The organism is Nocardia sp. NPDC051321 (genome assembly GCF_044455225.1).
Classification (GTDB): Bacteria; Actinomycetota; Actinomycetes; order Mycobacteriales; family Mycobacteriaceae; genus Nocardia.
Genome location: NZ_JBITEM010000010.1, coordinates 218,053 through 243,413, shown reverse-complemented (window position 1 = coordinate 243,413; position 25,361 = coordinate 218,053). Strand labels below are relative to the sequence as shown.

At 66.0% G+C, this 25,361-nt stretch carries 22 protein-coding genes; 7 read left to right on the top strand and 15 right to left on the bottom strand.

Annotated elements, in window-relative coordinates:
• Positions 1-78 precede the first annotated feature (78 nt).
• Both ACIA8C_RS24940 and ACIA8C_RS24935 read right to left on the bottom strand, forming a co-directional pair.
• Complete coding sequence (locus ACIA8C_RS24940; RefSeq protein WP_397138601.1) at positions 79-771, bottom strand: aquaporin; 693 nt, start codon at positions 769-771, stop codon at positions 79-81.
• A 45-nt stretch (positions 772-816) separates the two neighbouring features.
• Positions 817-1,044 carry a hypothetical protein gene (locus ACIA8C_RS24935; RefSeq protein WP_397138599.1) on the bottom strand — a complete coding sequence of 76 codons (228 nt, stop codon included), beginning with the start codon at positions 1,042-1,044 and terminating at the stop codon, positions 817-819.
• Between the two features lie 230 nt (positions 1,045-1,274).
• Between ACIA8C_RS24935 and ACIA8C_RS24930 the strand changes: the two genes are divergently transcribed.
• Complete coding sequence (locus ACIA8C_RS24930; RefSeq protein ID WP_397138597.1) at positions 1,275-2,846, top strand: S10 family peptidase; 1,572 nt, start codon at positions 1,275-1,277, stop codon at positions 2,844-2,846.
• A 21-nt stretch (positions 2,847-2,867) separates the two neighbouring features.
• Here the strand turns inward: ACIA8C_RS24930 and ACIA8C_RS24925 are convergent, their stop codons facing one another.
• Both ACIA8C_RS24925 and ACIA8C_RS24920 read right to left on the bottom strand, forming a co-directional pair.
• On the bottom strand, positions 2,868-3,776 hold the full coding sequence (locus ACIA8C_RS24925) for a helix-turn-helix transcriptional regulator (RefSeq protein ID WP_397138595.1): 909 nt from the start codon (positions 3,774-3,776) through the stop codon (positions 2,868-2,870).
• A gap of 54 nt (positions 3,777-3,830) precedes the next feature.
• Complete coding sequence (locus ACIA8C_RS24920) at positions 3,831-4,460, bottom strand: TetR/AcrR family transcriptional regulator (protein ID WP_397138593.1); 630 nt, start codon at positions 4,458-4,460, stop codon at positions 3,831-3,833.
• A gap of 86 nt (positions 4,461-4,546) precedes the next feature.
• Here ACIA8C_RS24920 and ACIA8C_RS24915 point away from each other — a divergent pair, with 86 nt between their 5' ends.
• The 3 genes from ACIA8C_RS24915 (at position 4,547) to ACIA8C_RS24905 (ending at position 7,587) form a co-directional block, all read left to right on the top strand.
• Positions 4,547-5,479, top strand: coding sequence for a DUF1295 domain-containing protein (locus ACIA8C_RS24915; RefSeq protein WP_397138591.1), 933 nt, complete (start codon positions 4,547-4,549; stop codon positions 5,477-5,479).
• Positions 5,480-5,602: 123 nt separating this feature from the next.
• The gene (locus ACIA8C_RS24910; RefSeq protein ID WP_397138589.1) at positions 5,603-6,847 is read left to right on the top strand and encodes a glycosyltransferase 87 family protein; all 1,245 of its coding nucleotides are present in this window, start codon (positions 5,603-5,605) and stop codon (positions 6,845-6,847) included.
• Positions 6,844-7,587: a nucleotidyltransferase domain-containing protein gene (locus ACIA8C_RS24905; RefSeq protein WP_397138587.1), complete on the top strand. Its 744-nt coding sequence runs from the start codon at positions 6,844-6,846 to the stop codon at positions 7,585-7,587. The genes ACIA8C_RS24910 and ACIA8C_RS24905 overlap by 4 nt, the downstream gene beginning before the upstream one ends.
• Before the next feature lie 5 nt (positions 7,588-7,592).
• On the opposite strand, the gene car is transcribed toward ACIA8C_RS24905, so the two are convergent.
• On the bottom strand, positions 7,593-11,099 hold the full coding sequence (gene car / locus ACIA8C_RS24900; RefSeq protein WP_397138585.1) for a carboxylic acid reductase: 3,507 nt from the start codon (positions 11,097-11,099) through the stop codon (positions 7,593-7,595).
• A 243-nt stretch (positions 11,100-11,342) separates the two neighbouring features.
• Here car and ACIA8C_RS24895 point away from each other — a divergent pair, with 243 nt between their 5' ends.
• The 3 genes from ACIA8C_RS24895 (at position 11,343) to ACIA8C_RS24885 (ending at position 15,452) form a co-directional block, all read left to right on the top strand.
• Entirely contained in the window at positions 11,343-12,794 is a 1,452-nt protein-coding gene (locus ACIA8C_RS24895; protein ID WP_397138583.1) for an MFS transporter, read from the top strand.
• A gap of 231 nt (positions 12,795-13,025) precedes the next feature.
• Entirely contained in the window at positions 13,026-14,072 is a 1,047-nt protein-coding gene (locus ACIA8C_RS24890; RefSeq protein WP_397138581.1) for an LLM class flavin-dependent oxidoreductase, read from the top strand.
• Positions 14,073-14,087: 15 nt separating this feature from the next.
• A complete protein-coding gene (locus ACIA8C_RS24885; protein WP_397138579.1) occupies positions 14,088-15,452 on the top strand; it encodes an NtaA/DmoA family FMN-dependent monooxygenase in 1,365 nt (454 codons plus the stop codon).
• A gap of 31 nt (positions 15,453-15,483) precedes the next feature.
• On the opposite strand, the gene ACIA8C_RS24880 is transcribed toward ACIA8C_RS24885, so the two are convergent.
• The 10 genes from ACIA8C_RS24880 to ACIA8C_RS24835 all read right to left on the bottom strand — a co-directional run bounded on the left by ACIA8C_RS24880 (position 15,484) and on the right by ACIA8C_RS24835 (position 25,076).
• Complete coding sequence (locus ACIA8C_RS24880) at positions 15,484-15,801, bottom strand: GNAT family N-acetyltransferase (RefSeq protein WP_397138577.1); 318 nt, start codon at positions 15,799-15,801, stop codon at positions 15,484-15,486.
• 131 nt (positions 15,802-15,932) lie between these two features.
• Positions 15,933-16,418 carry a glutathione peroxidase gene (locus ACIA8C_RS24875; protein ID WP_397138575.1) on the bottom strand — a complete coding sequence of 162 codons (486 nt, stop codon included), beginning with the start codon at positions 16,416-16,418 and terminating at the stop codon, positions 15,933-15,935.
• Positions 16,415-17,641 carry a cytochrome P450 gene (locus ACIA8C_RS24870; RefSeq protein ID WP_397138573.1) on the bottom strand — a complete coding sequence of 409 codons (1,227 nt, stop codon included), beginning with the start codon at positions 17,639-17,641 and terminating at the stop codon, positions 16,415-16,417. Before ACIA8C_RS24870 ends, ACIA8C_RS24875 begins: the two co-directional genes overlap by 4 nt.
• 35 nt (positions 17,642-17,676) lie before the next feature.
• On the bottom strand, positions 17,677-19,260 hold the full coding sequence (locus ACIA8C_RS24865) for a succinic semialdehyde dehydrogenase (RefSeq protein ID WP_397138571.1): 1,584 nt from the start codon (positions 19,258-19,260) through the stop codon (positions 17,677-17,679).
• A gap of 177 nt (positions 19,261-19,437) precedes the next feature.
• Positions 19,438-21,042, bottom strand: a complete 1,605-nt coding sequence (locus ACIA8C_RS24860; RefSeq protein ID WP_397138569.1) for an acyl-CoA synthetase — start codon at positions 21,040-21,042, stop codon at positions 19,438-19,440.
• A gap of 24 nt (positions 21,043-21,066) precedes the next feature.
• The gene (locus ACIA8C_RS24855; RefSeq protein WP_397138567.1) at positions 21,067-22,311 is read right to left on the bottom strand and encodes a hypothetical protein; all 1,245 of its coding nucleotides are present in this window, start codon (positions 22,309-22,311) and stop codon (positions 21,067-21,069) included.
• 5 nt (positions 22,312-22,316) lie between these two features.
• Complete coding sequence (locus ACIA8C_RS24850) at positions 22,317-22,865, bottom strand: nuclear transport factor 2 family protein (protein ID WP_397138565.1); 549 nt, start codon at positions 22,863-22,865, stop codon at positions 22,317-22,319.
• Positions 22,865-23,071: a ferredoxin gene (locus ACIA8C_RS24845; RefSeq protein ID WP_397138563.1), complete on the bottom strand. Its 207-nt coding sequence runs from the start codon at positions 23,069-23,071 to the stop codon at positions 22,865-22,867. Before ACIA8C_RS24845 ends, ACIA8C_RS24850 begins: the two co-directional genes overlap by 1 nt.
• Positions 23,068-23,874, bottom strand: coding sequence for an SDR family oxidoreductase (locus ACIA8C_RS24840; protein WP_397138561.1), 807 nt, complete (start codon positions 23,872-23,874; stop codon positions 23,068-23,070). The genes ACIA8C_RS24845 and ACIA8C_RS24840 overlap by 4 nt, the downstream gene beginning before the upstream one ends.
• Complete coding sequence (locus tag ACIA8C_RS24835) at positions 23,874-25,076, bottom strand: cytochrome P450 (protein ID WP_397138559.1); 1,203 nt, start codon at positions 25,074-25,076, stop codon at positions 23,874-23,876. The genes ACIA8C_RS24840 and ACIA8C_RS24835 overlap by 1 nt, the downstream gene beginning before the upstream one ends.
• Positions 25,077-25,361 lie beyond the last annotated feature (285 nt).

Here is a 25,361-nt window from a genome sequence, read left to right as displayed (position 1 = left end):
GTGGCGCAACGGTTCTGGATCGCGGCGTAATACAGCGAGACCTGGCCGCCGAGGTTCCTATCGTGGGCTGAATGTCGGCTATGCGTCGGCGGGGTTGAGCATCCGGAACACCAAACCCGCTGCGGCGGCGCCAAGCAACTGGACGATCAGGTAGAACAAGGTCGATGTGCCGAAGATGCCCATCACCATGCCGCCGAGCAGCACGGCCGGGTTGAACGCGGCGCCGGAGATTCCGCCGACCGCGACAGCACCGGCCGCGACGGTGAATCCGATGGCCAGCCCGTAGAACGAGTTGTTCGGATGGTCAGCGCTGGTCGCCACATTGAGCACAACGTAAGCGAGGGCAAAGGTGAAGACGAGCTCCGCGACGAGCGCGTCGGCCAGGAGATGACCCGACGGGCTCAACGATCGGCCCGGTGCACCGCCGACGACGAGGCGGACGACCACCGCCGCGACCACGCCGGCCACTACCTGGGTGAGCCAATAGCCAACGGCCGCAAGCAGTTTGATCCGGCCCCGGACCAGCGCCGCCAATGTCACCGCCGGGTTGTAGTGCGCACCGGAGATGTGGCCGCCCGCGTAGACCATGACCATGAGCACCGCACCGATCGCCAGCGGTGCGAGCGAACTCCCGCTGCGCACCGCCGATCCGACGGTGAAGACGAGAAAGAACGTTCCGATCCCTTCGACGGTGAGCTTGCGTGCGATATTCCAACCGGGTGTGTCAAGGGCCGTGGGCGCGGCCGTCTTATCCGGGGCCGAGGTAGTCATACTTCCGTCTCCATTTTCCAACCATCGGTTGCCGTTCTTCGGCAACTATGCGCATGTGCCGGCGGTGCCTGAGCGCAATTCCTGGGCACGCGCGAGCGCGGCGGCACGGTCATGACGACGCAGCCGCGCATCGGGATCCAGGCAGATCTCCTCGCAAAAGTTCGAAACACCCCGCGTGACGATCGGCAGCGAATGTCCGCACACCCAAAAAGCCTGAGCTTCGGCGTCGTAGGCGAGGGGAAATCGACAAATGCACTGTGTGTCCGATGCCATGGCTGATCCGTTCACCGATCATGGTTCGCCCGGGGTGTCGGCCGACCGGGACGACACCGCCTGTGTGTTGAAACGTATTGCCCGACAGAATGGTTCAACCCGGCACGAGATTCCGCCACGGAAGATCTTCGGCAGAGTTGGTGTTCCGCCACGCGGAACGTTTCGCGTCCGGCGCCGCCGCCCCACTTGTATCGTTGGTGGCAAGCTGTCCAAGCTTGGGGAGAATTACGATGAAGATGCATTCCGGTTCCGGCGGCGATTCGGCCAACCCAGCCGAGGGCGGTGACCAGCCGTTCTTCGATCCGGTGGTGTATGGCAACGGTCCCGACGACAACGTCACCGACACCGCCGAAACCGCGGCCGTCACCCATCACACGATCACCATCGACGGCAACGACATTCCGTATACGGCGACGGCGGGTCACCTCGTCACGGTCGATCCGAGCAACTCGATGCCGAACGCGAAGATGTTCTATGTAGCGTTCACGAAAGACGCGCAGCCAGAAGAGACGCGACCGGTCACGTTCTTCTACAACGGGGGTCCGGGTTCCTCGGCGGTATTCGTACTGCTCGGTTCGTTCGCACCGCGGCGTATCAAGACCAAAATGCCCGACTTCACGCCGCCCGCACCGTATTCCATGGAGGACAATCCCGACAGTTTGATCGACACCAGCGATCTGGTGTTCGTCAATCCCGTCGGCACGGGCTACTCGGCAGCTGTCGCGCCACACAAGAATCGCGATTTCTGGGGTGTCGATCAGGACGCCGAGTCGCTGAAGCAGTTCATCAAGCGATACTTGACGAAGACCCACCGGTGGAACTCGCCGAAATTCCTGTTCGGCGAATCGTATGGCACCGCGCGCAGTTGCGTTCTCGCCTACAAGCTGCATGAGGACGGCGTCGATCTGAACGGCATCACACTGTTGTCGTCGATCCTCGATTACCGGCAGTCGGGCAACCCGATCGGCTTGTTGCCGACGGCCGCCGCCGACGCGTGGTACCACAAACGTCTCGGGATCACCCCGCCCCCTGCCGATCTGGACACGTTCATGGCGGAGGTCGAGGAGTTCGCCACCGGCGACTATTTGACTGCGCTGCAAGCGTTTCCGAAGTTCGATCCGGCCGTGCTCGACAAACTCGCGGCGTATACCGGTATCGATAAGATCGTTTTGACCTCGTGGAGCCTGTACATCGGCTGGCCGTTCTTGACGACCCTACTGCAGGATCGCAACCGCGCGCTCGGCGCGTACGACGGCCGGGTCACCGGGATCGATTCCGGTATCGCGGGCAAGGTCGACCCGAACTCCGGCGGCAACGATCCGACCATGGCGGCCGTCTCCGGTGTCTACACGGCGATGTGGAATTGGTATCTCGAAGAACAGCTGCAGTTCACCTCGGACTCGGCGTTCACCGATCTCAATGACCAGGTCTTCCTGAGCTGGGATTTCAGCCACGTCGATCCGACCGGCGCGAAGCACGGGCCCGACTCGTTCTACACGGCAGGCGATTTGGCCGCGGTGATGGCGATCAATGTCGATCTGAAAGTGCTGTCGGCCAACGGCTACTACGATTTCGTCACGCCGCAGTTTCAAACAGTGCTCGACTTACAGCAGATGCCGCTGGACGATCAGACGACTCGGCAGAACCTGTCGGTCCGTTTCTACCAGTCGGGTCACATGGTGTATCTGGACGGCCATTCGCGCACCGCGCTCAAACAGGATCTTGTCCAGCTGTACGACATCGTGACCAGCGACAGAGCGGCGATGAGCCGCATCCTCACCTTGTGGCAGAGCAAGAGCTGAACGTAACGGGCGCAGGCTGATTCACACGGCCGTCGGCACCGCGTGGTACTGCAGACGGTGCTCGTCCCAGGGCTTGCGCTGTTCCTCCGGACTCATCGCGAGCAGCAGTCGCAGTTGGGCCCACTGGGCTTCGTCGGTCGGGGTGTAGATCTGTACCCAGGCACCGGCGACGACGGGCAAGGACATGCTGGTGATGAACATTTCCAGTTCACCGATGGCCAGATTGCGGAGCTGTTTGATCCGATTCGACGGGACCGCGACGTCGTTGCGGGCCCACAGCGCGGCGAAATCGGCGCTGTCGGTGCACATTTCCTCGATGAACCGCTGCCAGGTCGGGTCGTCGAGGTTCTTCGCGTAGGCGCCGCGCAGGTAGGCGACCATGCGGCGCAGATCGTCCATGCTGCTGCGGTAGGTGTTGCAGCACGGCGGCGTGAGGAACACGCGCCGCATGACGTTGCGCTCCCCCATCAGGAATCCCGGGCACAGGGCCGCGTAGGAGTCGTTGAACGCCAACACGTCGTATCGCGCGCTCAGCACCGCCGCGGGCAGTGGCGTCAGATGATCGAGGATGGTCTGCATCTCCTCGGGCAGCGCGCTGTTCGCGTGCGGGCTCGGCACGGTCGGTACATCGGCGAGCCGATAGAGATGACCACGCTCGGCATCGTCGAGCGCCAGCGTCCTGGCCACCGCGTCGAGTACCTGCACGCTGACATTGATCTGACGGCCCTGCTCGAGCCACGTGTACCAGGTGACCCCGATGCCGGACAGCTGTGCGACCTCCTCGCGGCGCAGGCCGGGCGTGCGACGGCGCGGTCCGGGCGGCAACCCGACGTCGTCCGGTGAGATCTTGGCCCGCCGCGACTTCAGGAAGGTTCCCAGCTCCGCACGGCGCGCTTTGCGCACCGCCCGGACATCGAGCACATCGGTCATCCACTGATCGTGCCCGAAATCGGTAGCGGTATCCAGGTGTTGCTAGTACCCGTTTTAACCCAAGGGTTCTCCTGTGGCCGATTCGACGAGTGCATCGAGGCTGTTCATCAGATGCGCGCGAATCGCGGTCCAGTCGGACCATTCCGGTGCCGCGCCGGGAATCGCGCCGACGAGTGCCACGCCGCGGACGGTGGCCACGGCCATGTCCAACAGGCTGTCGAAGCCCGGCGCCGCGGCATACGTGGGCAGCAGCGTCCTGGCCTGCCTGCGCAGGCTGTCCATGCCGACGGTCGTCAGTTCGACTGCGCTGCGCGCGATTTCGCTGTCGGTGCGGGCCACGTTGAACAGCTCGAACACCGCGGGCGTGATGGGTAGGCAATGCAACCGCCACAGGCGATCCAGCATCACCACGGCGATCTCGCGCTCACTCGCCCCGGGCGCGGGCGTGGTGACGAACTCGCCGAACATCTGCTCCCCCAGCCGCGCCATCGCCGCGTCGACCAGCGTCGCCTTGGACGGAAAGTAGTGCTGCTGCGCCCCCTGGCTGACGCCGGCCCGCTCGGCGACGCTGCGGGTAGAGGTGCCCGCGTAGCCGACCTCGATCAGGCTGGCGACGGTGGCGTCGAGCAGCGCGGCGACCGTGCCCGCTCGCCGTTCCGCTTGTGTCCGCTTCGCGCTGCTCACCGGCCCACTATAGCAAAACCTGTCGACTGACTTGTTAAGTCGGTCGACTTGGAATAACCTCTGGTGCACCCGAACCAGGAGGCTCCGTGGCCGACACGACCCAACAACCGATCCGGCGGTTCCTTTCCTCCGTGTTCGCCGTCCCGTTGTTCATCGCGATGCTCGTCGACGGGAACATCCGCACCTTCGCGATCGTCAACGCGGTCGCGCAGCTCGTGTTGTTCATCGCCGTCGCGTGCATTCCGGCGTGGCGGACCCGACGGATGACCTACGTCGACATCGCCTGGCCGTGGGGGCTGGTCGTGCTCGGTGTGGAAGTCCTGACACTCGGCGACCTTTCGCCGTTCGCCGCGGCGATCGCCTGCTTCTACCTGGTGGTCGGAGCCCGGATGGGGCTCGCCGCGGTGACCCTCTGGCGCACCGGCGAATTCGACAAGGAACTGCCCCGATATCGATTCCAGCGGTTGCGCTGGCGGCGCACGTCGCTCGGGAGCGAACGCGTCGACCTGGTCGCCGAGGTCCTCGTGCAAGGCTGGGCGAACTGCACGGTGCTCGCGGTGCCCGCCGCGCTCGCCGTCTCCACCGACAATCCGGCGTTCGGCGCGCTCACCATCGTCGGGCTGGTTGCCTGGGCGGTTTCCTGGATTCTGGAATCCACTGCGGACATGCAGAAGCTGCGATTCGGCGCGGCCTCGAAACGGGCAGGCGTCAAACGCAGCTGCGATGTCGGGCTATGGAAGTACAGCCGCCACCCGAACTACTTCTTCCAATGGATGCAGTGGAATGCCGTGGCGATCATGTGCCTACCCGAACTCGTCGACCATCTCAGCCGGACGAACGTGTACAGCGCGGTCTGGCTCGTCATCGGGCTGGTCGGATGCTCGGCGACCATGTACTGGTGCCTGGTCTTCTACACCGGCGCCGTCCCCGCCGAGTACTACAGCGTCCAGAAACGTCCCGACTACCGCGACTATCAGGCGCGCACCAACCGGTTCTTCCCCGGCCCGGCCCGCGCGTAGGGCGGCGTGGCATGTCGCACAGTCGGACAAATCCCCTGGTAGCGGTAACAATTCGAGCACCGCGACGGGACCGGGGAGTTCGGGGCGTGCTCCTGCTCGTGTTATTCGGTAAGTTGATCACTTGTGCCCAAGTCCCGGATGCTGGAGTTTCCACGCACGGGCCCAACACTTTTCATACTGGCCGCAAGTGCCGCTCTGGCGGTGATCCTGCTGTTCACCACGGTCGATCCGTGGCTGGACCGGGCAGGCATCCTGGACGGCGGGCTGGACGTGCACGTATATCGGGACGGCGCCTGGCGCATCCTGCACGGACTGCCGCTCTATACCGAGCCGACCATCGCTGGGCTCCTGTACACCTACACCCCCTTCTCGACGATTGCCTTCATACCCATCGTGGCGATCCCGTGGTCGTGGGTCGCCGACACCTGGCTGGTGTTGAACCTGCTCGTGCTCTGCGGGTGCGTACTGCTGAGCTGGCGCATCCTCGGGTATCGGATCAACGCCCAACTCACCGCGGTCAGCGCGCTATTGGCGATCACCTTGGCGTTCATCGAGCCCGTCCGCACCACGCTGTTCTACGGGCAGATCAACCTGATGCTGATGCTGCTGGTGCTGTGGGACTTCTCCCGCACCGACCGAAGCAAGCTGCGCGGCATCGGCGTCGGACTGGCCGCGGGCATCAAACTCGTCCCGGCCTACTTCGTCGTGCAGTTTCTCGTGCTGCGCCAGTGGCGGTCGGCCGTCACCGCGGTGGCGACCTTCGTCGCCTCGATCGTGCTCGCCTGGATCGTGCTGCCCGCCGACTCCAAGCAGTACTGGACGTCGACGTTCTTCCAGTCCAATCGGATCGCCGACGACATGCACCCGTCGAATCAATCGATCCGCGGCGCGATCGCGCACCTGACGCACCGCCCCGCGCCCGTGTGGCTGTGGCTGCTCATCGCGGGCGCTGTCACGCTGGTGAGCCTGGCGATCACCGCGGGCCTGTTCCGGCGCGGCGAGCGGCTGCTCGCGGTGACGCTGGCCGGTCTCACTGCCTGCGCGGTATCACCGTTTTCCTGGGATCACCACTGGGTCTGGTTCGTTCCGCTGTTCGTCTACCTGGTACACAAAGCGCAATCGCGATGGGGGTGGTGGCTCGTCGCCGCGGCCCTTTTCGCCTCGATCGGCGCGTGGACATGGGAGTACGACCCGAATTACGTGGTCGTCGGCCTCTTCCTGTTCCCACCGTGGTGGCCGGGCGCCCAGATCCTGATCAACAGTTTCGTCATCGTGTACGCCATCGTGCTCGTCAGCGCGGGACTGGTCCTGGTTCGACTCCGGCGCCAGGGTGCCGAGGTCGGCGACGAGGCGCGAGCGTCGGTATGAGCGTGCCGCAGGCAGCCGTGCTCGAGGCGTTCGCGGCCGAGATCAAACCCGTTGCCGACGTCGTCGCTCTGCTGGTGAGCGGCTCGCTGGCGACCGGTGACTTCCGGCCCGGCGTGAGCGATTTCGACTTGGTGGCGTTGATCGAACGTCCGCTGACCGATGATCAGCGACGACGCGTCGCGCAGCTGCACCGGGCGTTCATCAGCCGAGTTCCCGAAGCCACCAAGCTGCATTGTGTCTACGTGCCGGTGGACGACCGCAACGAGGTCCCGACTCCGCATGTCACCTGGGCCGCGCAGATGATGTTCGAGCGACCGCTCACCGGCATCGCCCGAGCCGAACTGTTGCGCTTCGGGTTTGCCGTATTCGGAGAGCCACCGGAGGCCGTGATTCCGCCGGTTACCGCGGCCGAGTTGACGGCGGCGGTCCGCGGCGACCTCAGCGGATACTGGGTTCCCGCGCTCCGGCGGCCGTCGATCTGGTTCCGTGACTCCTACGTCGACCTCAGCCTGTTCACACTGGCACGCGCCGAAGTCACCTTGGCGACCAACGAATTGATCACCAAACGAGAAGCGCTGACACGGCTGGACCGCTTCCATGTCCCGGCCGAACTGATCGAACAGATACGACAGCGACGAGACGGGTACACCGTGCCTATTTCGCCGCTGTCTCGGCTGCGCCGGGCCAAGTCAGTACATGGACTGGTCTCGGACGGGCTTCGAGTTCTGTTGTCCTACTGAAGTGATCAGAGCAGTCGGAGCAGTTCCAGATCGCTGACATACTTCTCGATCACCGTCTCCGTCAAATGCGGAATGTCCTTGTCCGCGCCGATGCTCGCGGCCTGCACCGCCGCCTGGAACTTCTTGGCAGGCAACACCGATCCCCGGACCGGCGGGCGCTGACTGCGGTAGGCATCGAGCAACGGCAGAACCGAGGCATGGCGCTGCTTTTCGGGCAAACCGCGGATCGCGGTCTCGAAACGGCCGAACCAGTCCGCATAGTCGGCGATCCGCTGGATCGGGCGACCGGATGCGATCAGCCAGTCGACGAATTCGTCCATGGAGATGCCGTCGTCGTGCGGGTTGAGCACGTCGTAGGTCTGGAAGCCCTCGGTCGCTTGGATACCAAGGGTGGTGATCGCCTCGGCGGTGAAATCGGCGGGCAGACCGTCGTAGTGGGCCCGCTGCCGGTGTCCGTCGGCGTCGGTCCGGTAGAACGAGTACGGCGCGATGCCGGTGGCGACCAGGCTCAGAATCAGCCGGGTGAACACGTCGGGCACGTTGAGCTGACCGGCGTACCGGCGGTCGGCGAGGATCATGTCGGAACGGAACACCGCGACCGGCAGGCCGCACAGATCATGCGCCTCGCGTAGCAGGACCTCGCCCGCCCACTTGCTGTTGCCGTAGCCGTTGGCGTAACTGTCGCGCACGGCACGCACCGCACTCATTTCGCGAACGTCGCTGTCCTCCTGGAACGCCGCCGGATCGACCTGATCGGCCACCCCCACGGTCGACAGGTAGGTGACGGGCTTGCGCCGCGAGGTGATGGCGAGGCGGATGATTTCAGCGGTACCAACGACATTCGGACCGAACATCTGGCTGTACGGCAGCACATGATTGACCAGCGCGGCCGGATGAATGATCAGGTCGACGGTCTCGGCCAGCCGCTGCCAGGTCGCTTCGTCCAGCCCGAGATCCGGATCGCCGATGTCGCCCGCGAGCACTTCAAGGTTCCTGGCGGCCAGTTCCTGGTAGTGGGTGACCAGCTTGGGGTCGCCGCTGTCGAACGCCGCGTCGAGCCGCTTGCGTGCCGCGGCCGCGTCGCTGCCGCGCACGATGCAGATCAGCTTGCCACCCGACTTGTCCAGTCGCTCCAGCCATTCCAGGCACAGGAAGCGACCGAGGTAGCCGTTCGCGCCGGTCAGCAGGACAGTCCGCGCGGGCACCGGCGCGGGCGCAATCGTGTTGGCGGCGGCCAGGGTTCGGTCGTCGATGAACTTGTCCAGCGTGAGATCGGCGGCACGGATCTGCGAACCGGCACCGTGCACCGAGGTAACCGTTGGCCGCTTCGCGCCCGAATCACGTTCCGCCTCGATGTATTTCGCGATCTCCCGAAGGTTGTTCGCCGGGCTGATGATGACACCGACCGGCACCTCGACCCCGAAGGTCTCCTTGAGCAGGTTCGAAAACGACAGCGCCGACAGCGAATCGCCGCCGAGGTCGGTGAAGTGCGCGTCGGGGCGCAGCTCGGTGGCGGCGATGCCGAGCATCGCTCGCGCCGCGTGACTCACCGTGTCGAGCACCGGGCGTTCCGCGGCTTCGCGCCGCAGCGCCAGCATCTCGTCACTCTGCCGGGTGGCATGATCGACGTAGAGCTGTTCGAGGCGCTCCCCGTAACGTTCCTTCAGCTTGGGGCGCAACAACTTCGCGATACCGGAGAGCAGGCCGTTCTCCATTGTGAACGGCTCGGTCTCGAGCAGGAAATCGCGGGGAATCTCGTAGGGCTGCAGGTCCGCGTCCTTGGCGAGCTGCTGAATCGACTCGGCCAGCGCCGATTTCAAAGCCTCGGCGTCGTAGTCGCGCAGCGCGGACTCGGTGGGCACGATCACCGCTACCAGGTAAGAGCGTTCGCTGCTGCCGTAGATGAAGATCTGCCGGATCAGCGGGCTACTGGCGAACACGGCCTCGAGGTGCGCGACGGTGACGAACTCGCCCTGCGACAACTTGAGCACGTTGTTGCGGCGGTCGACGTACACCAGCTCATCGGGACCGAGTTCGGCCACGATGTCACCGGTCCTGTAGAAGCCGTCCTCGTCGAAGATCTCGGCGGTGACCTCGGGCCGCTTGTAATACCCGGGAATCTGCGTCGCCGCCTTCACCAGCAGCTCACCGCGCGGATGCGGCTGATCGGTACGGAAGTAACCGAGCTCGGGCACATCGACGAGCTTGTAATCGGTCACCGGCGGCCGCTGCACCCGGTTGTCCATCAGGATGCCCGCGCCCGCCTCGGTCGAGCCGTATCCATCGTGTAGCTGTACGTCGAGGACGGACTCCATGAACGCGCGCATCTCCGCGGACAGCGGCGCGCTACCGACGATCGCGCCCATGAACCGGCCACCCAGGAAGTTCTGTCGCAGTTCGGCTTTCACCTCTTGATCGAGCGCCGCCGGGTCAACGCCGGGGACCGAGCGCCGGTCCATCTCGCTGCGATAGCGCTGAAAGATCATGTCGCACACGCGCGGGACGAAGAATATCTCGGTGGGCCGCACCAGCGCGATGTCCTCGAACAGCGTCGACATGTCGCTCTTCGCCGCGAAATACGCGGTGCCGCCGCGGGCGAGCACGCCGATCATCGACAAACGCCCGGCGATGTGACTCATCGGCATGTAGTTGAGGTTGATCCCGACGCCGTCGCGCAGGCCCTGCCACATCACCCGGGTCAGCCGCTCGGTGTACATCGCGCCCTTCGGCGTGCCCGTGCTGCCCGAGGTGTAGATGAGCAGCGCCAGCGGATCCTCGTCGGCGGCGGGGACGAACAACGGCGCTTGCGGCTGTGTGCTGCCCCGTTCGAGCACGTCGCCGAACGTCTCGACGATCACCGCGCTGCCCGCGTCGGCCAGGCGCTGACGAGCGGCGTCGAATGCGGCGCGCTGCGCGTCGTCCTCGGGGTGGTAGTCGAACACGACCAGCCGCTCCGGCGAAGCACCCGCGAGCAGGCAGTCGACTGCCGTCTCCAGGTAGTCCGGCGTCGAGGCGAGCAGCCGCGGCGAAGTCTCGGTGAGGATCGCCATCAGCTGCGGCGGCGCCGCACTCGCCTGCAACGGCACGGTGACCGCGCCGAGATGGACGGTGGCCAGATCGAGCGTCGCGTAGTCGATGCTCGTGAACCCGAGGAGGGCAACGAAATCGCCAGCGCGCAAAGGATTTTCAGCCTCGCGCTGCCAAGCGGTCGACACCGCCCCGGCCCGCCGCCACAGCTCGCGGTAGGTGATGGCCTCCAGCCTGGGCAGCAACCGCACCGACTTGGCGCCGGTGGCGTCATCGGCGACGAACTCGATGGCACGCTGCCCGAGGGCGGGGCGGTCCGCGTAACCCTGCATCACCGTGGCGATCACCTGCGCCACCCGCAGACCGGGTTCCCGCGCCGCGTCCGACACCGCCTCCAGCGGCCGCGCGGCCTTGACCTGTTCGTCTTCGGCGAACAACTGCGCGATACGGCTCCTCAGCCGCTCGTCCCGTGACCCAACCGCCATGGCAAATCTCCCTCGCTGAGAAAGTTAGAAACGCCTGCAACTTTCTAAAACAGATTAGCCTGCCTAAGTATTTCGAAAAAGGGCCTGCTCCAGCGACGAATTTGGTGGTCTTCGCCACACCTGACAGGAATAATATGCCGTATAGCAGACATTCCTCGCTATCCGCGCGCTTATCCAGGTGTTGCCGGTACCAGTTTTAATGGGCTCCTGTTACTGGTGTCGTACTGCCCGCAAGATCAGTGCATGACGCAGACCTTGTCGCCGGATTCGGCAGCCGCACCGCCGGTTACCGCGCCCCCGGCAGCTCCACCCGCCGCGTACGGTGCGCGGCGCACCCTTGCCATCCTCGCAGTGATCCTCACCGGCCAGTTCATGGCCGTGCTCGACGCCTCCATCGTCAATGTCGCGATTCCCTCGATTCGCAGTTCCCTGCACACCTCCGGCGCGGCTTTGCAGCTGATCGTGGCCGGATATGTGATCGCCTACGCCGTTTTGCTGGTGACCGGCGCCCGGCTCGGCGACCGATTCAGCCAGCGGCGGATGTTCATCGCCGGCCTGGCGCTGTTCACCCTCGCCTCGCTGATCTGCGGACTGGCGTGGAACGAAATATCGCTCATCGTGTTCCGATTCGCCCAGGGCGTCGGCGCGGCGGCGATGGTGCCGCAGATCATGACGCTCATCCAGCGGAATTTCACCGGTAACGCGCGGGCCAAGGCGCTCAGCGTGTACTCCGCGATCATCTCCGGCGGCATGGTCGCCGGGCAGGTGCTCGGCGGGCTCATCGTCAGCGCCGACGTGGGCGGCAGCAGCTGGCGCGGCGTGTTCCTGGTGAATGTGCCGATCGGCCTGGCGCTGCTGGCGGTCGCGCCGCGGGTGCTGCCCAAGGTGACCCAGCGTTTCGACCGCAAGCTCGACCTGGCCGGGCTCACCATGCTGACCGCGGCGGTACTGGCACTCGTGCTGCCGCTGGTGCTCGGCCGGGAGCTGAATTGGCCGGTGTGGTCCTGGATTTCGCTTGGCGCCTGCGTGCTCGCGTTCGCGGCGTTCGTCGGCATCGAGCGGGCGGTGGCGGCGCGCGACGGTGAGCCGCTGTTCTCGCACCGGGTGCTGGCCGCGCCGGGGCTGCTGCTGGCCGCGGCGACGCTGTTCGTGGTGATGGCGACGTTCGGTGGCTGGATGTTCGTGATGGCCATCCATCTGCAGAGCACGCTCGGTTACAGCGCGCTGCACGCGGGTCTGATGTTCATCCCGTTGGGCGTGACGTTCGCGATCGCGGGCCTGAACTGGGAGCGCATCCCACATCGGTTCCACGCCACGATGATTCCGCTCGGCCTCGTGCTCGCCGCGATGAGCATGGTTGCCATCGGCGCGCTGCTGCGCAACGGTGCGGACGTGGGCCCGCTCGTGCTAGTACTGCTCGGGCTCTGCGGAATCGGCAACGGGCTCGCGTTCAGCCCGCTGATGACGCGGACGCTGGCCAAGGTGCCGATGAGCCTGGCCGCGGATGCCAGCGGAATCCTGGTAACCAATGTGCAGCTCGGCATCGTGGTCGGCATCGCCTCCTTCGGCACGCTGTTCCTCGGCCTCGCTGGTAGTACGGCGCTGTCCGCGTCGCACGCACTCGGCGGCACCGCCATCGCCGAAGGTGTGACGGTGCTTGTCGCGGCAGGTCTTTCGGCCCGCGCGGCACGATAGCGATCACGACACCGATCCCGGGTCACGCGGTGGCCCGGGATTTGTGCTGTGCGGCTTCGAATCAGCGCGACGCAAACCGTCGCGCCCGCCCGCACCGGACAGCATGCTCGAGCAGGGCTGCTTCGTCAGTCGGACAGCGGGTGCCGAAATGCCGGTCGGGCGAGCCGGTCTCGTTGCCGACAGCGGCGGCCGCACCGCAATTCTCGATCGCAGCACGGAAGAAGGTGTCGGATGGGCGTTTTCGCGCTCGGTATAGAACTCGACGGCGAAGGCTTCCACCCCGAGGCCTGGCGGCGCGCCACCCACGCGCCGGATCGTCTGCTCACCGGCGACACCCTGCGCACCCGCGTCGCCACGGCCGAGAACGCGGGATTCACGCTCGTCACCTTCGCCGACTCGATCCTGCCGCCGGAATCCGTGGCCGGTCGCATCGACGCGGTCACCCGTGCGTCGTTCGTCGCGGCGACCACCAGCACCATCGGGCTGGTTCCGACGGTTGCCACCACCTACGCCGAGCCTTTCCACACCTCGTCGCAGATCGCGACGCTCGACTATGCCTCGCGCGGTCGGGCCGGGTGGATTGCCGAACAAATCGACGATCCGCGGGCCGCGGCGACGTGGGGACGCACTCAGGTCACCGGCGACGAACTTGCCAGGGAGCACAGCGATTCCATCGAGGTCGCCCGTCGGCTGTGGGACTCGTGGGAGGACGACGCGGTGATCCGCGACTACCCCAGCGGACGCTTCCTGGACCGGAACAAACTGCACTACATCGACTTTCGCGGTGCGTCTTTTTCGGTGAAGGGCCCGTCGATCGTGCCGCGCCCACCGCAGGGGCAGCCGGTGGTGTTCGGTGCCGACGGTGATGTCGATGTCCGGCTCGTCGCGGCCGACTCGGTCGCGGCCGCTATCGAATCGGCTGAACAGGCACGCTCGGCCGGGACACCGCTGGCCTTCGCCGAAATCGACGTCACCCTGGACACGCCCGACGCGACGGCCGTCCAGCGACTCGGCGCCGCGCCCTCGAATTCTCCTGCCCGCCTAGCTTTTTCCGGGTCTGCGGCCGCGCTCGTCGACCTACTGACTCACCTCAGCACCCACTTGGACGGCGTGCGCCTGCACCCCGCCGTCATCGACGAGGACCTTCCGGTCCTCGCCCGCCAGGTGCTGCCCGCGCTGGTGCGTACCGGTGTCGCGCACCGCCCGGTGCCGGGTTCGACCTTGCGCGCGAACCTCGGCCTGGCCCGTCCCGCCAATCGCTACGCCGCGTCGAACTGACAGGAGCCAACGACAATGACAGTCCAGCCACGTCCGGACGCCCAGGTCCATTTCGGTGTGTTCTTCCAGGGCGTCAACCACACCACCATCTGGTCCGATCCGGCCAGCGGCTCCCAGATCGACTTCGAGACCTTCCGCCACGTCGTGCAGACCGCCGAGCGCGGATTGTTCGACGCGTTCTTCCTCGGCGAGGGTCTGCGGCTACGCGAGCAGGACGGCAAGATCCTCGAACTCGATATCGCGGGCCGGCCGGACGCGATCGCCCAGCTCGCCGCGCTGGCGGGCATCACCCGCCACATCGGCCTGGTCGCTACTCAGAACACCACCTACAACGAGCCCGCCGACCTGGCCCGCCGCCTGAGCAGCCTGGACCTGATCTCGGGCGGGCGCGCAGGCTGGAACGCCGTCACCACCGACAATGCCTGGACCGGCGAAAATTTCCGCCGCGGTGGCTATTTGGATCATGCCCTGCGCTACGAGCGGGCCGGTGAGTTCCTCGCCACCGCCCGCGCGATCTGGGATTCCTGGCGCGACGGTGCCATCGCCACCTCGCAGCAGAGCCCGTCCTGGGCGGGCGAGGACGCGGTACATCCGGTCGAAAGATCCAACGACCACTTCCAGGTGCGGATCACCCCGACGCTCCCCCGCAGCGTGCAGGGACACCCGGTCATCTTCCAAGCAGGCGACTCCCCTACCGGCCGGGATTTCGCCGCGGCCAACGCCGACGTCATCTTCTCCAGGCACGGAACACATTTCGACGACGCCCTGGCCTTCGCCAACGATATCCGTGCCCGCCTGCACGCCGCGGGCCGACCCGAGGACGACATCAAGATTCTGCCCGGCACCCAGATCGTATTGGCGGAGAAAGAATCCGAGGTCGAAGAGAAGGTCCGCTGGGTAAAGAACGGCCAATACACCGGCCAGACCGCCCTTTCCCTGGCCGGCCAGGTCTGGGGCCGCGACCTCTCCCACCTCGACCCCGATGGCCCGCTCCCGAAAGAAGACCCCGAACACCGCCCCATCTCCGAAACCCGAGGCTCCCCCCGGCATGGCCAGGACCCGCACGCCATCGCCCGCGCATGGCGCACCCGCGCAGAGGCCGAAAACCTTTCCCTCCGTGAGACAGTCATCGCCACCACCGAACGCTCCGGCTTCGCAGGTACCCCCGCCCAGGTGGCCGACGAACTGGCCCGCTGGGTCCGCCAGGGCGCGGTAGACGGCTTCAACATCTCGCCCTACCTCATCCCCACCGGCTTAGACGAAATCGTCGACTGGCTGGTCCCCGAACTCCAAGAACGCGGCGTCTACCGCACCGAATACACCGGCACCACCCTCCGCCACCACCTCGGCCTCCGCGCCCCTCTAACCCGTCGCACCTGAGAATCCCCAGCGACTCTGCGGGATCCGGCGGTCAGGGCAGGGCTACGTGGACGCGGTGGTCGGCGCCGTAGTGGAAGCCGGTGCCGACGAGTAGGAACCCTAGGCGTGCGGCGAGATTGAGGCTGGGTTTGTTGTCAGCGTGGACCAGAGCCCATACCGAGGTCAGGCCTAGGTTGATGAGGCCGTGCTGGAGTAGGGCGGCCGCGGCCTCGGTGGCCAGGCCGCGTCCGCCATGGATCGGGCTGAGGTACCAGCCGATTTCGGGGAGGTCGCCGGGGAGTTCCCAGGACGGGCGAAGGTGGCCGATTCCTACCACCGTGTCGCCTTCCAGGAAGGCCCAGTGGCCCATGTCAACTGCCCCATGGCTCGATCATGCATGCACATAGTGCAAACCCGCACAGCATGCCGTCGCGGCGAATTCGAGCGCCTCCGAACATGGTTCGAGGCCCGTCCGGGTGGACGGGCCTCGAAAGTGTGCACTCAGAGCAAAGATTCGATGGCGGTGACGAGTGCGGCCGCGTCGGGGGTGACGGTGGGGCGGAAGCGGCCTGCCACCTTGCCGTCGCGGTCGATCAGGAACTTCTCGAAGTTCCATTGGACGTCGCCTGCCGCGCCGTCGGCGTCGGCGATTTCGACCAAAGTTTCATACAGCGGGTGCTGGTTTTCGCCGTTGACATCGGTCTTCGCCAGCAGCGGGAAGTCGACGCCGTAGGTGGTCGAGCAGAACTCTTGGATCTCCTCGGCGGTGCCGGGTTCCTGGCCCATGAACTGATTGCTCGGCACACCGACCACGCTGAAACCGCGCGGGCCGTAGGACTTCTGCAATTCGACGAGTCCGGTGTACTGCGGCGTCAGCCCACATTTGGAGGCCACGTTGACCAGCAGTACCACTTTGTCGCCGACCAGCTCGGACAGCGTCGCGGATTCGCCGCTCAGTGTCTGCAGCGGTACGTCTCGAAGATTCATTCGTATCGGACCTGCCAATTCTTGATTCCGTTGATCCACCCCGATCGCAACCGTACCGGATCGGCCACCTGAGTGATCTTGGGCATGGCGTCGGCGATGGCGTTGAACATGAGGTCGATTTCGAGTCGGGCCAGGTTCGCGCCGACACAGTAGTGCGCGCCGGTGCCGCCGAATCCGACATGCGGATTGGGGTCGCGCGAGATGTCGAAGGTGAACGGATCGGTGAACGCGTCCTCGTCGAAGTTGGCCGAACCGTAGAACAGACCGACCCGCTCACCCTGCCGGATCTGGGTGCCGCCGAGCTCGGTATCGGCGGTTGCGGTGCGCTGGAACGCCGTCACCGGCGTGGCCCAGCGGACGATCTCGTCGGGCGCGGTGCGTGGGCGCCGCTGCTGATACAGCTCCCATTGCTCCGGATTGTCGACGAAGGCTTTCATGCCGTGCGTGATGGCATTGCGTGTTGTTTCGTTGCCCGCCACCGAAAGCAGGATCACGAAGAAACCGAATTCGTCGGAGCCGAGCGACTCGCCGTCGACGTCGGCGTGCACGAGTTCGGACACGATATCCCCCGCCGGGGCACCGCGCCGCTGCTCGGCCATATTCCAGGCATAGCCGAGGATTTCGGCGGAGGCGAGCGCGGGATCGCCGTAATCCGGGTCGTCGTAGCTGAGCATCTGATTCGACCAGTCGAACAGCTTGCGCCGGTCGGCCTGCGGTACGCCGATGAGCTCGGCGATCGCCTGCAATGGCAGCTCGCACGCGACCTGTTCGACGAAGTTTCCGCCGCCCGATTTTTTCGCCTCGTGCACAATGGCATGCGCTCGTTCGGTCAATGCCGCGCGCAATCCCTCGACCGCGCGCGGCGTAAAACCCTTCGTGATGATCTTCCGGAATTTCGAGTGCTTCGGCGGATCCATGTTCACCAGCAGCACGCTCGCCGCCGCCGACTGCTCCGGCGTTGTCGCGTCGGACGGCCGGATGATCGAGCCTTTTCGCTCGGAGGAGAACAGTTCCGAATTGCGCGAGATCTCCTTGACGTCAGCGAGGGTGCTCACCACCCAGTAGCCGCCGTCCCGGAACCCACCGGAGTGGTCATCGGCCTGCGGGTTCCACCAGACCGGCGCGGTCCGGCGCAGCATCGCGAATTCCTCGATGGGCCTTCGCGTCTCCCAGAGCGCCGGATCGGTGAAGTCGAATCCGGCCGGCAACGACGGTGTCGCCACGGCTACCTCCTCAGGTGGGTACTGCGAACCGCGCCTCAGCGCAGCCTTGTTCGGCGCATCAGCCGCAGGGACATCAGCGTGATCTTCAATTGCTTCTCGTACGGCTGCCCCGCGCGGGCCGACATCACCTGACGCTTGAGCACGCCGACGTTGACCGTGTCGGTGTACTCGAGCAGGCCCTGATCGCCGTGTCGCGTCCCGACCCCGGACTGCTTCACCCCACCCGACGGCGTGCCCTTGGCCGCGTAGGTCGCCACGAACCCGTCGTTGATGTTGATATTGCCAGCCTGCAGCTGGGCGGCAATGCGGTTGGCGCGCGCCAGGTCTCGGCTCCACACGCTCGCGTTCAGGCCGTAGTCGGTGTCGTTGGCGAGCCGGATGGCTTCCTGTTCGTCGTCGAACGGGTAGACGCTCACCACCGGGCCGAAGGTCTCCAGGGTCGCGTGCGTCATCTCCGGAGTGACGCCGGTGAGCACGGTGGCCTCGTAGAACGCGGGACCGATGTCGGGTCGCACCTTGCCACCGGTCAGCACGGTGGCACCCTTGGCGCGGGCGTCATCGACGTGCGCGGCGACCCGATCCCGGTGCTGCACCGACACCAGCGAGCCGAATTCCGGCGTGTAGTCGTAGGCGGCACCGATTTTACTGTTCAATTCGTCAGCGGCAGCGACCAATCCGCGCACGAACTCGTCGAAGCGACTGCGCTGCACATAGATCCGCTCGATGTGCATGCACGCCTGCCCCGAGTTGGCGAAGACCGCGAAGGCCGCCCCGGCGATCGCTTCGTCGAGGTTCGCGTCGGCGAGCACGAGCATCGGATTCTTGCCGCCGAGCTCGAGGCTGCAGCCGATCAGGTTGCGCCCGGCCTGTTCGCCGACCACGCGCCCGGTGGCGGTCGAGCCGGTGAACATGACGAAGTCCACGTTGTCGATCAGGCTTGGGCCGATATCGGGCCCCTCACCGCACACCACCTGCACGAGCCCGCGCGGCAGGCCTGCGCGATGCAGCAGCTCGACGCCGTAGAGGACGCACAGCGCGGTCTTGTTGTCCGGCTTGAGGATTACCCCGTTGCCCGCCATCAGCGCGGGCATCGCGTCGGACAGCGCGATCGCGAACGGGAAATTCCACGGCGCGATCACCGCAACCAGACCCTTGGGCCGGTGTTGTTCGGTCGAGGTGGTCACGATCGGCATCGCGCCACCGCGGCGCTTCGAACGCAGCACGCGGCGTGCGGTTTTCAGGTAGTGGCTGATGACCATGGGCACGTCGCACGATTCTTCGACGGCCATCCGGCGGGTCTTGCCGCAGCCGAGCTGGATGAGATCGGCGATGGTTTCGACCTCGGTGAGGACCAATTCGTGCATCCGCTCGAAGACTCGCAGCCGCTCACGTAGCGGCAGCGCGGCCCATTCCGGTTGGGCCGCACGGGCAGTCGCGACCGCCGCGACGACGTCGTCCGGCGCGGACTGTGGGAGCTCGCCGACCGCAGCGCCGGTGTAGACCTCCGTCATCGAGTACGGCGCGACGGAACCGCCCGCGGCGACCAGTCCGGTCAGCCGTTCGATCAGTGCGCCGGTGATCCGCGCGGGCAGCGCCGCCGTCGGACACTTCGTGGTCATGCCTGTCCCCCGCTAACGCTCGGTTCCGGCGCGCGCACCGCGCGCTGGCATTCGCTTCGCTCTCGCATGGGACTCCTCCATGACGTGCGGAATCGCCGCAGGTATCGGGCCGGGTGCTCGCATCGAATTAGAACACGTTCCTATTGCCTGGCGTGGCCGTTCGCACAGTCTCATGGGTCAGTCCGCGTGATAGTCCGGCGCACGCCGCGCGGTGTAGTACTTGGCCCAGCGATAGTCCGGTTTGCCGCTGGGCGCTCGGGCAATGACATCGGCCAGCCAGACCCGCTTGGGAACCTTGTACCCGGCGAGATGCTTGCGCACGTGCCTGTCCAGTGCCGCGAAATCGATCGACCCGACTGCCGAGACCACGGCGGCGACCTGCCAGCCCCACCGCTCGTGCGGGACGCCGACCACCACCGCGTCGTAGATCCCGTGGTGGGCCTTCAGCACGCCCTCGACCTCTTCGACGAACACCTTCTCGCCGCCGGTATTGACGACCATGTTGCCGCGACCGAGCAGCGTCACCGACCCGTCCCGCTCGATCCGCGCGCGATCGTCGGTGACCACGATGCGCACACCGTCGACCGTCTTGAACAGCTTGCCCGTCTTGACCGGGTCCTTGTAGTAACCGAGCGGCACCGATCCGTTCTTCGCCAGCCACCCTTCCTCGCCGGGCCGCACCGGACGTCCGTCGTCGTCGACCACGATCGAACCGCGCCCGGTCTGCACCCGGGGCCCTCGACCGGGGTTGTCGTCTTTCTGCGCGAAACCCATTCCGCCGAAACCGGTTTCCGACGAGCCGATCGAGTCGGTGACGACCACCGACGGAAACAGTTCCAGGAGTTCGTTCTTCACCGGTTGCGAAAGCAGCGCGGCACCCGAGCCGATGGCGAGCAGCCCCGACGCGTCGACCGGCGCGGCCCGGTAGGCGTCGAGCAGCGGCCGCGCCATGGCGTCGCCGGTGATGACCATGACCTGCGGCCGGTGCCGAGCCACCGCCTGCCACACCCGATTCGCGTCGAATCGCGGCTCGAACAGCACCGCGTTGCCCGACCACAGCGCGGCAAAGGTCGGCATCATGGCGGCCGCGTGGATCAGCGGCGGCAGCACGAACCAGGTGCTCTGCTCCCCTTGCGCGCCGACGCGGGACTGCTCGTATTCGTCGGACACCGGCACTCCGGTGTAGAAGTCGATGCCACCGCCGAGCACCCGCCACATGTCTTCCTGGCGCCACATCACGCCCTTCGGTAGGCCCGTTGTGCCGCCGGTGTACATCATGAACAGGTCGTCGGCGCTGCGCCGCGGAAAGTCGCGCTCGGTGGCACCCGCGGCGAGCGCGTCCTCGTAATGCACGGCGTCGACCGGCGATTCGATGTCGGCGAGGTCGTCGTGTACCACGATCCGGTGCCGCAACGACCGGACCTGCGCCGCCGCCTCGTGCACCGCGGGCGCGTAGGCGGCGTGGTAGATCAGCGCCCGCAGGTCGGCGTTGTCGTAGACATAGCGCAGTTCCTCGACGCCGTAGCGATAGTTGATATTGATGGGGACCGCCCGCACCTTGAAGCAGGCGAGCAGCGTCTCCATGGTCTCGATGCCGTTGTGCATCTGGAATCCGACGTGGGTGCCCGCTCGAATACCCGCGGACATCAGGTGCGCGGCAAGCCGATTCGCGCGCGTGTCGACCTCCGCGAAGGTCAGGCGGCGCTCGCCCGCGAGCAGTGCCACGCGATCGGGCATGGCGTCGACGGAATGCTCGAACAGGTCGGCGAAGTTACGTGCCACGGTAATTCACTCTCTCGATACTTCTCACACCACCGTCAGCGGCAAGGGGATGCCGCGGTCGGTGAAGGCAAAGGCGGCGCCGGTGCTGAATCGGGTCAGTGCGACCTCGTTCGACTCACGGAAGGGCTGATCCGCGCGGCCGATCTCGATGGTCAGCTGTGCTTCGGTGGAATCGACCGTGCGGACGGCGAATCGAGGGTTCACCGCGCGAGCCATCGCGTCGATGGGTGCGAGGTGATCGGCACCGACCAGTGCGGGCCAGGAACCGTCGGTCTCGGCACCGCTGTCGCGTGCGATCGTCAGCTGGACGTTGCCCTCGGTTTCGAGGACGCCGATGCCCGTGTAGGCCAACGGGTTCCAGGCCGGATGCAGGCGAAGCACGTTGGCCAGCGCGGCCATGTCATCGCCGAGCTCCAGTGCCTTGCAAAGCCGTTCGGCGGTGAGCCCGGCAATGCCCGCGAATTGCTTGCGGCACACCTGGATCGCCGCGGCCGGATCGAGCCGGGAACGCAGCGCGATCAGGAAACCGAGCGTCAGCAGATGGTGTTGCAGGCACACCTCGTCCGCCATCCGCACCAGCGCCGACTTCGAGAAGTCCGCGAACCGAAGGTCACTCAGTAGCGGTCCCGCGTAGTCGTGCCGACCGTCATCGGCCGGGTCGATGTCGGCGAGCACCAGCCGCGCGGCCGCGGTAGCCGCCATCGCGTCGGAGTTCGGCGGCACCGGCGGCGGGACGTGCGCCGCGTCGATGGTTACCGTCCACGCGCACATGGGCTTCCGGTCCGCCGGTCGGCGCGGCGGCCGATGAATCGGCCGGACCTGCGCGTGCGGGTTGGTGGCCAGGGCGGTGGCGTCGAAGGTCGGATCCTCGATGTCGTGGCACATCGCGACCACGAAATCGTCGCCCATCGGCTCCACATCGAGGAGCGCGCCACAGTGGTCGAGCCAGAATTCGCCGTGGTCACGATCCTCGACGCGGAACCGGAAGTCCATGAATTGCGGTGGGGCGCCGATATCGAGCTGCAATCCCTTGAAGATGGTGACCACGTCGTCGCCGGTGAACCCGAACGCCCGCTGCATGCGCCGGGTGTAGACCGGACTGGCGAGCTGCCACTCCTCGATCGCGACGGCCGTCATCCCCTCGCGGCCGAACGCCGCGATGGTGTGCGCCATGCCGGACCGGTCGATCAAGTGCCCGCACAGCAGCAGTTCGGGCAGCAATGCGGCGAGCTGTGCCCGCGACAGCTGCTCGAAGTTGCTCCCCGACATGGCTTTCACCACAGCGAGGCCGGCGATTCACCGACCGGATACCACCCAGGCAGCGGCCCGGCCACCGACCGTTCGATGCGCTCCTGCATGCCCTTGGGCAGTACCTTGCCGGTGATCATCTCCATGAACATGTGCGACACATTGCCGAAGTCGAAAAAGTCACGCTGCCAGGACCATTGGAAGTCGCCGCCGTAACGGAACCAACTGCCGCCGATGCCCTCCGGCGAATAGTGCCGTCCGTCCGGCCGCTTCACCTCCGACACCTGCTTCCAGAAGCCGATGACGGTGCCTTGACGGTCATCGATGACGAACTCCTGGTACGGATAGGTCCACCCGTCGAGCCCCTGCATCTCCTGGCCGAGGGCGAGCGCACGGATCTCGTCGCGGCCCACGGCCATGAATTCCTGGGTCGGGCCGTAGTTCCAGCCGTACGTGGCGTCCTCGGTGTACATCTCCGCTAAGGGTGTCCAATCGCCCTTCTCCTCGCAGCGCTGGTTCTCGATCAGCCAGCGCCGAACCATTTCGTCCAGCTCGTCACGCGCGAAACCTGTCATTACCGAGCACCTTCCGTGGGAGCGATCGACAGTGCTTGCGTCGGGCAGTAATGGATGGCCCGGTCGATGTCGGCCCGGTTCGCCGGGTCCGGCGTGTCGACCAGGATTTCCACCTTGCCTCGCTTGGGCACTCGGAACGCGTCCGGCGCTTCGTCCTGACACACGGCATGCCCCTGGCACAGGTCCAGATCCGCGACGACTCTCACTGTTGGCTCCCGCCTTGTTCTTTCGACCGATCCCGCACCTGAGCCTCCGGCTGGACCTCGACGAGCACGAGATGCGCGCCGCGCGGCGTCGACACCACCGCGGCCACCGCGGCGGCAAGGTCCGCCGGGCGCAGCATGTTCGGATGCCGGGCGAATCCCCAGTCCTTCCATGACTCCAGCAGCGGCCCGATGACCTCCGGGGTGGAGTTCATCCCCATGCCGGTGAGCGTTGGACCGGGGCGCACCAGCGAGGCCCGGATCCCGCTGCCTTCCAACTCCATTCGCATCTGCGACGCCATGGCCTCCAAGCCCGCTTTGGCCGCGCTGTAGGCACCGGTGCGCGGTCGCGGCTCGGGCGCGCAGTCCGAGCTGATCAGCACGACGTCACCGCGCTGCCGGTCGAGCATGCCCGGCAGCACCCGGTGCACCAGCCGATGCGCACCGACCAGATGCACCTGAACCTGATTCAGGAACCGCTCCGGATCCATCTCGTGCACCGGCGCGAACTCGATGTCCCCGGCGCTGGAGACCAGAATCTCGATGGGGCCGACCGCATCTTCTGCCGCGGTGACGAATTCGTCGATCGACGCCGCATCGGTGACATCCAACCGGTGCGCGAAAGCCTCGCCACCGTTGGCCCGAATCTTGTCCGCCAGTTCCGCGCACTGGTCGGCCCGGCGCGCGCCGAGCGCGACCGGATACCCGAGCTCGGCCAGTGCGGCCGCGGTGGCGGCGCCGATGCCCGACGACGCGCCCGCGACCAGCACTGGACGGCGGGCCGGATGAGGTGCGAAACGGGGCACTAGCTCGCCTCCACAACGATCGGCAGCTTGGCGAAGCCGCGCACGTTCGACGAGTGCACGCGCACGATGCCCGTTTCGACCACGGCGTACGACCGCACCCGGCAGGCGAATTCGCGCAACGCGACCGCGGCCTCCAGCCGAGCCAGGTGCGCGCCGAGGCAGTAGTGCACGCCCGCACCGAAACTCGCCAGCCCGGCCTTGTCGGCGCGGTCTATCCGGTAGGTGTCGCCGTCGTCGAACACGGCGGGATCACGGTTCGCCGAGCCGATCAGCAGCAGCACCTTGGCGCCCGCGGGCACGGTGTCGCCGTAATAGTCGAGGTCGACGGTGGCGGAGCGCGCGATCACCTGACTGGAGGTGTCGTAGCGCAGCGTCTCCTCCACCCAATCCGGCACATGGGCGGGCTCCACCGCGACCTTGGCGTACTCCCCCGGGTTCCGGGCGCCCCAGTACAGCGCGTTGCCGAGCAGCTTCGTCGTGGTCTCGTTGCCCGCGACCACCATCAGGAACAGGAAGCCGATGATCTCCTCGTCGGACAGTGTGTCGCCGTCGACTTCGGCGTCCAGCAGCGCCGAGGTCAGATCGGCGCTCGGCGCGCGCCTGCGCTCGGCCACCATCTCGGTGTAGTAGGTGAGCAGCTTGATCGACGCCTCGACGGCCGCCTTCGGTATGTCGAGCACCCCGTCGTCGCGATGCACGACAAGGTCGGCGAGCCTGCGGATTTCGGCGCGGTCGCTCGCTGGGACGCCCATCAGCTCGGAGATGACGTCCATCGGCAGCTTGCCCGCGACCTCGTCGATCCAGTCGAAAGATCCGGTGGAGATGGCTGGTTCGAGGTAGGACAGGGTCAATTCCTTGATCCGGCCCTGCATTTCGGCTACCCGCTTCGGCGTGAACCCCTTGTAGACCAGCCTGCGCATGCGCAGGTGCCGCGGATCGTCCATGGCGAGGAACGACATCACCCGGTGCGCGTGCGGACCCCACGCCGCCGGATCAAGGGAAACGCCGTTGGCACTCGACAGCCGCGCGCTGTCCCGGAATCCGTTGGTGACGTCGGCGTGCCGCGACAATGCCCAGAAATCCAGGTCGGCGTTGTAGTACAGCGGCGCTTCGGTGCGTAACCGGTGATACGTCGGATACGGGTCCTCGTGGAACCGATAGTCATAGGGATCGAACGTCAAGGGTTCCAACGCGGCCGTCATTACACCCACCCCACATTCGAGAACAAGTTCCCCCGAGCGATAACGCCTATCGAACTAGCGGGCGACAGATAGCTGGACATGTGTCTGGACAGTACCATCGGCACCCACCTCCGACAACGTTTCCAGTGCACTACCAACACCATTGCGCACAATCCGGCCGACTCGCCCGGAAACCGCCGAGATTCCATCGCGACCGCGCGGCAGCTGGCCCAGACTGGCGGAGTTAGAACCTGTTCTTGCGATAAATCGCGGCCCCCGACTATATTCCGAACACGTGTCCAGACA

Bases quoted from the DNA above. Each gene is read 5' to 3' on its own strand.
- ACIA8C_RS24895 (WP_397138583.1), top strand. From the start codon at position 11,343: ATGACGCAGACCTTGTCGCCGGATTCGGCAGCCGCACCGCCGGTTACC.
- ACIA8C_RS24865 (WP_397138571.1), bottom strand. From the start codon at position 19,260: ATGACCACGAAGTGTCCGACGGCGGCGCTGCCCGCGCGGATCACCGGC.
- car (WP_397138585.1), bottom strand. From the start codon at position 11,099: ATGGCGGTTGGGTCACGGGACGAGCGGCTGAGGAGCCGTATCGCGCAG.
- ACIA8C_RS24935 (WP_397138599.1), bottom strand. From the start codon at position 1,044: ATGGCATCGGACACACAGTGCATTTGTCGATTTCCCCTCGCCTACGAC.
- ACIA8C_RS24930 (WP_397138597.1), top strand. From the start codon at position 1,275: ATGAAGATGCATTCCGGTTCCGGCGGCGATTCGGCCAACCCAGCCGAG.
- ACIA8C_RS24940 (WP_397138601.1), bottom strand. From the start codon at position 771: ATGACTACCTCGGCCCCGGATAAGACGGCCGCGCCCACGGCCCTTGAC.
- ACIA8C_RS24905 (WP_397138587.1), top strand. From the start codon at position 6,844: ATGAGCGTGCCGCAGGCAGCCGTGCTCGAGGCGTTCGCGGCCGAGATC.
- ACIA8C_RS24880 (WP_397138577.1), bottom strand. From the start codon at position 15,801: ATGGGCCACTGGGCCTTCCTGGAAGGCGACACGGTGGTAGGAATCGGC.
- ACIA8C_RS24850 (WP_397138565.1), bottom strand. From the start codon at position 22,865: ATGACAGGTTTCGCGCGTGACGAGCTGGACGAAATGGTTCGGCGCTGG.
- ACIA8C_RS24885 (WP_397138579.1), top strand. From the start codon at position 14,088: ATGACAGTCCAGCCACGTCCGGACGCCCAGGTCCATTTCGGTGTGTTC.
- ACIA8C_RS24855 (WP_397138567.1), bottom strand. From the start codon at position 22,311: ATGTCGGGGAGCAACTTCGAGCAGCTGTCGCGGGCACAGCTCGCCGCA.
- ACIA8C_RS24925 (WP_397138595.1), bottom strand. From the start codon at position 3,776: ATGACCGATGTGCTCGATGTCCGGGCGGTGCGCAAAGCGCGCCGTGCG.
- ACIA8C_RS24890 (WP_397138581.1), top strand. From the start codon at position 13,026: ATGGGCGTTTTCGCGCTCGGTATAGAACTCGACGGCGAAGGCTTCCAC.
- ACIA8C_RS24875 (WP_397138575.1), bottom strand. From the start codon at position 16,418: ATGAATCTTCGAGACGTACCGCTGCAGACACTGAGCGGCGAATCCGCG.
- ACIA8C_RS24835 (WP_397138559.1), bottom strand. From the start codon at position 25,076: ATGACGGCCGCGTTGGAACCCTTGACGTTCGATCCCTATGACTATCGG.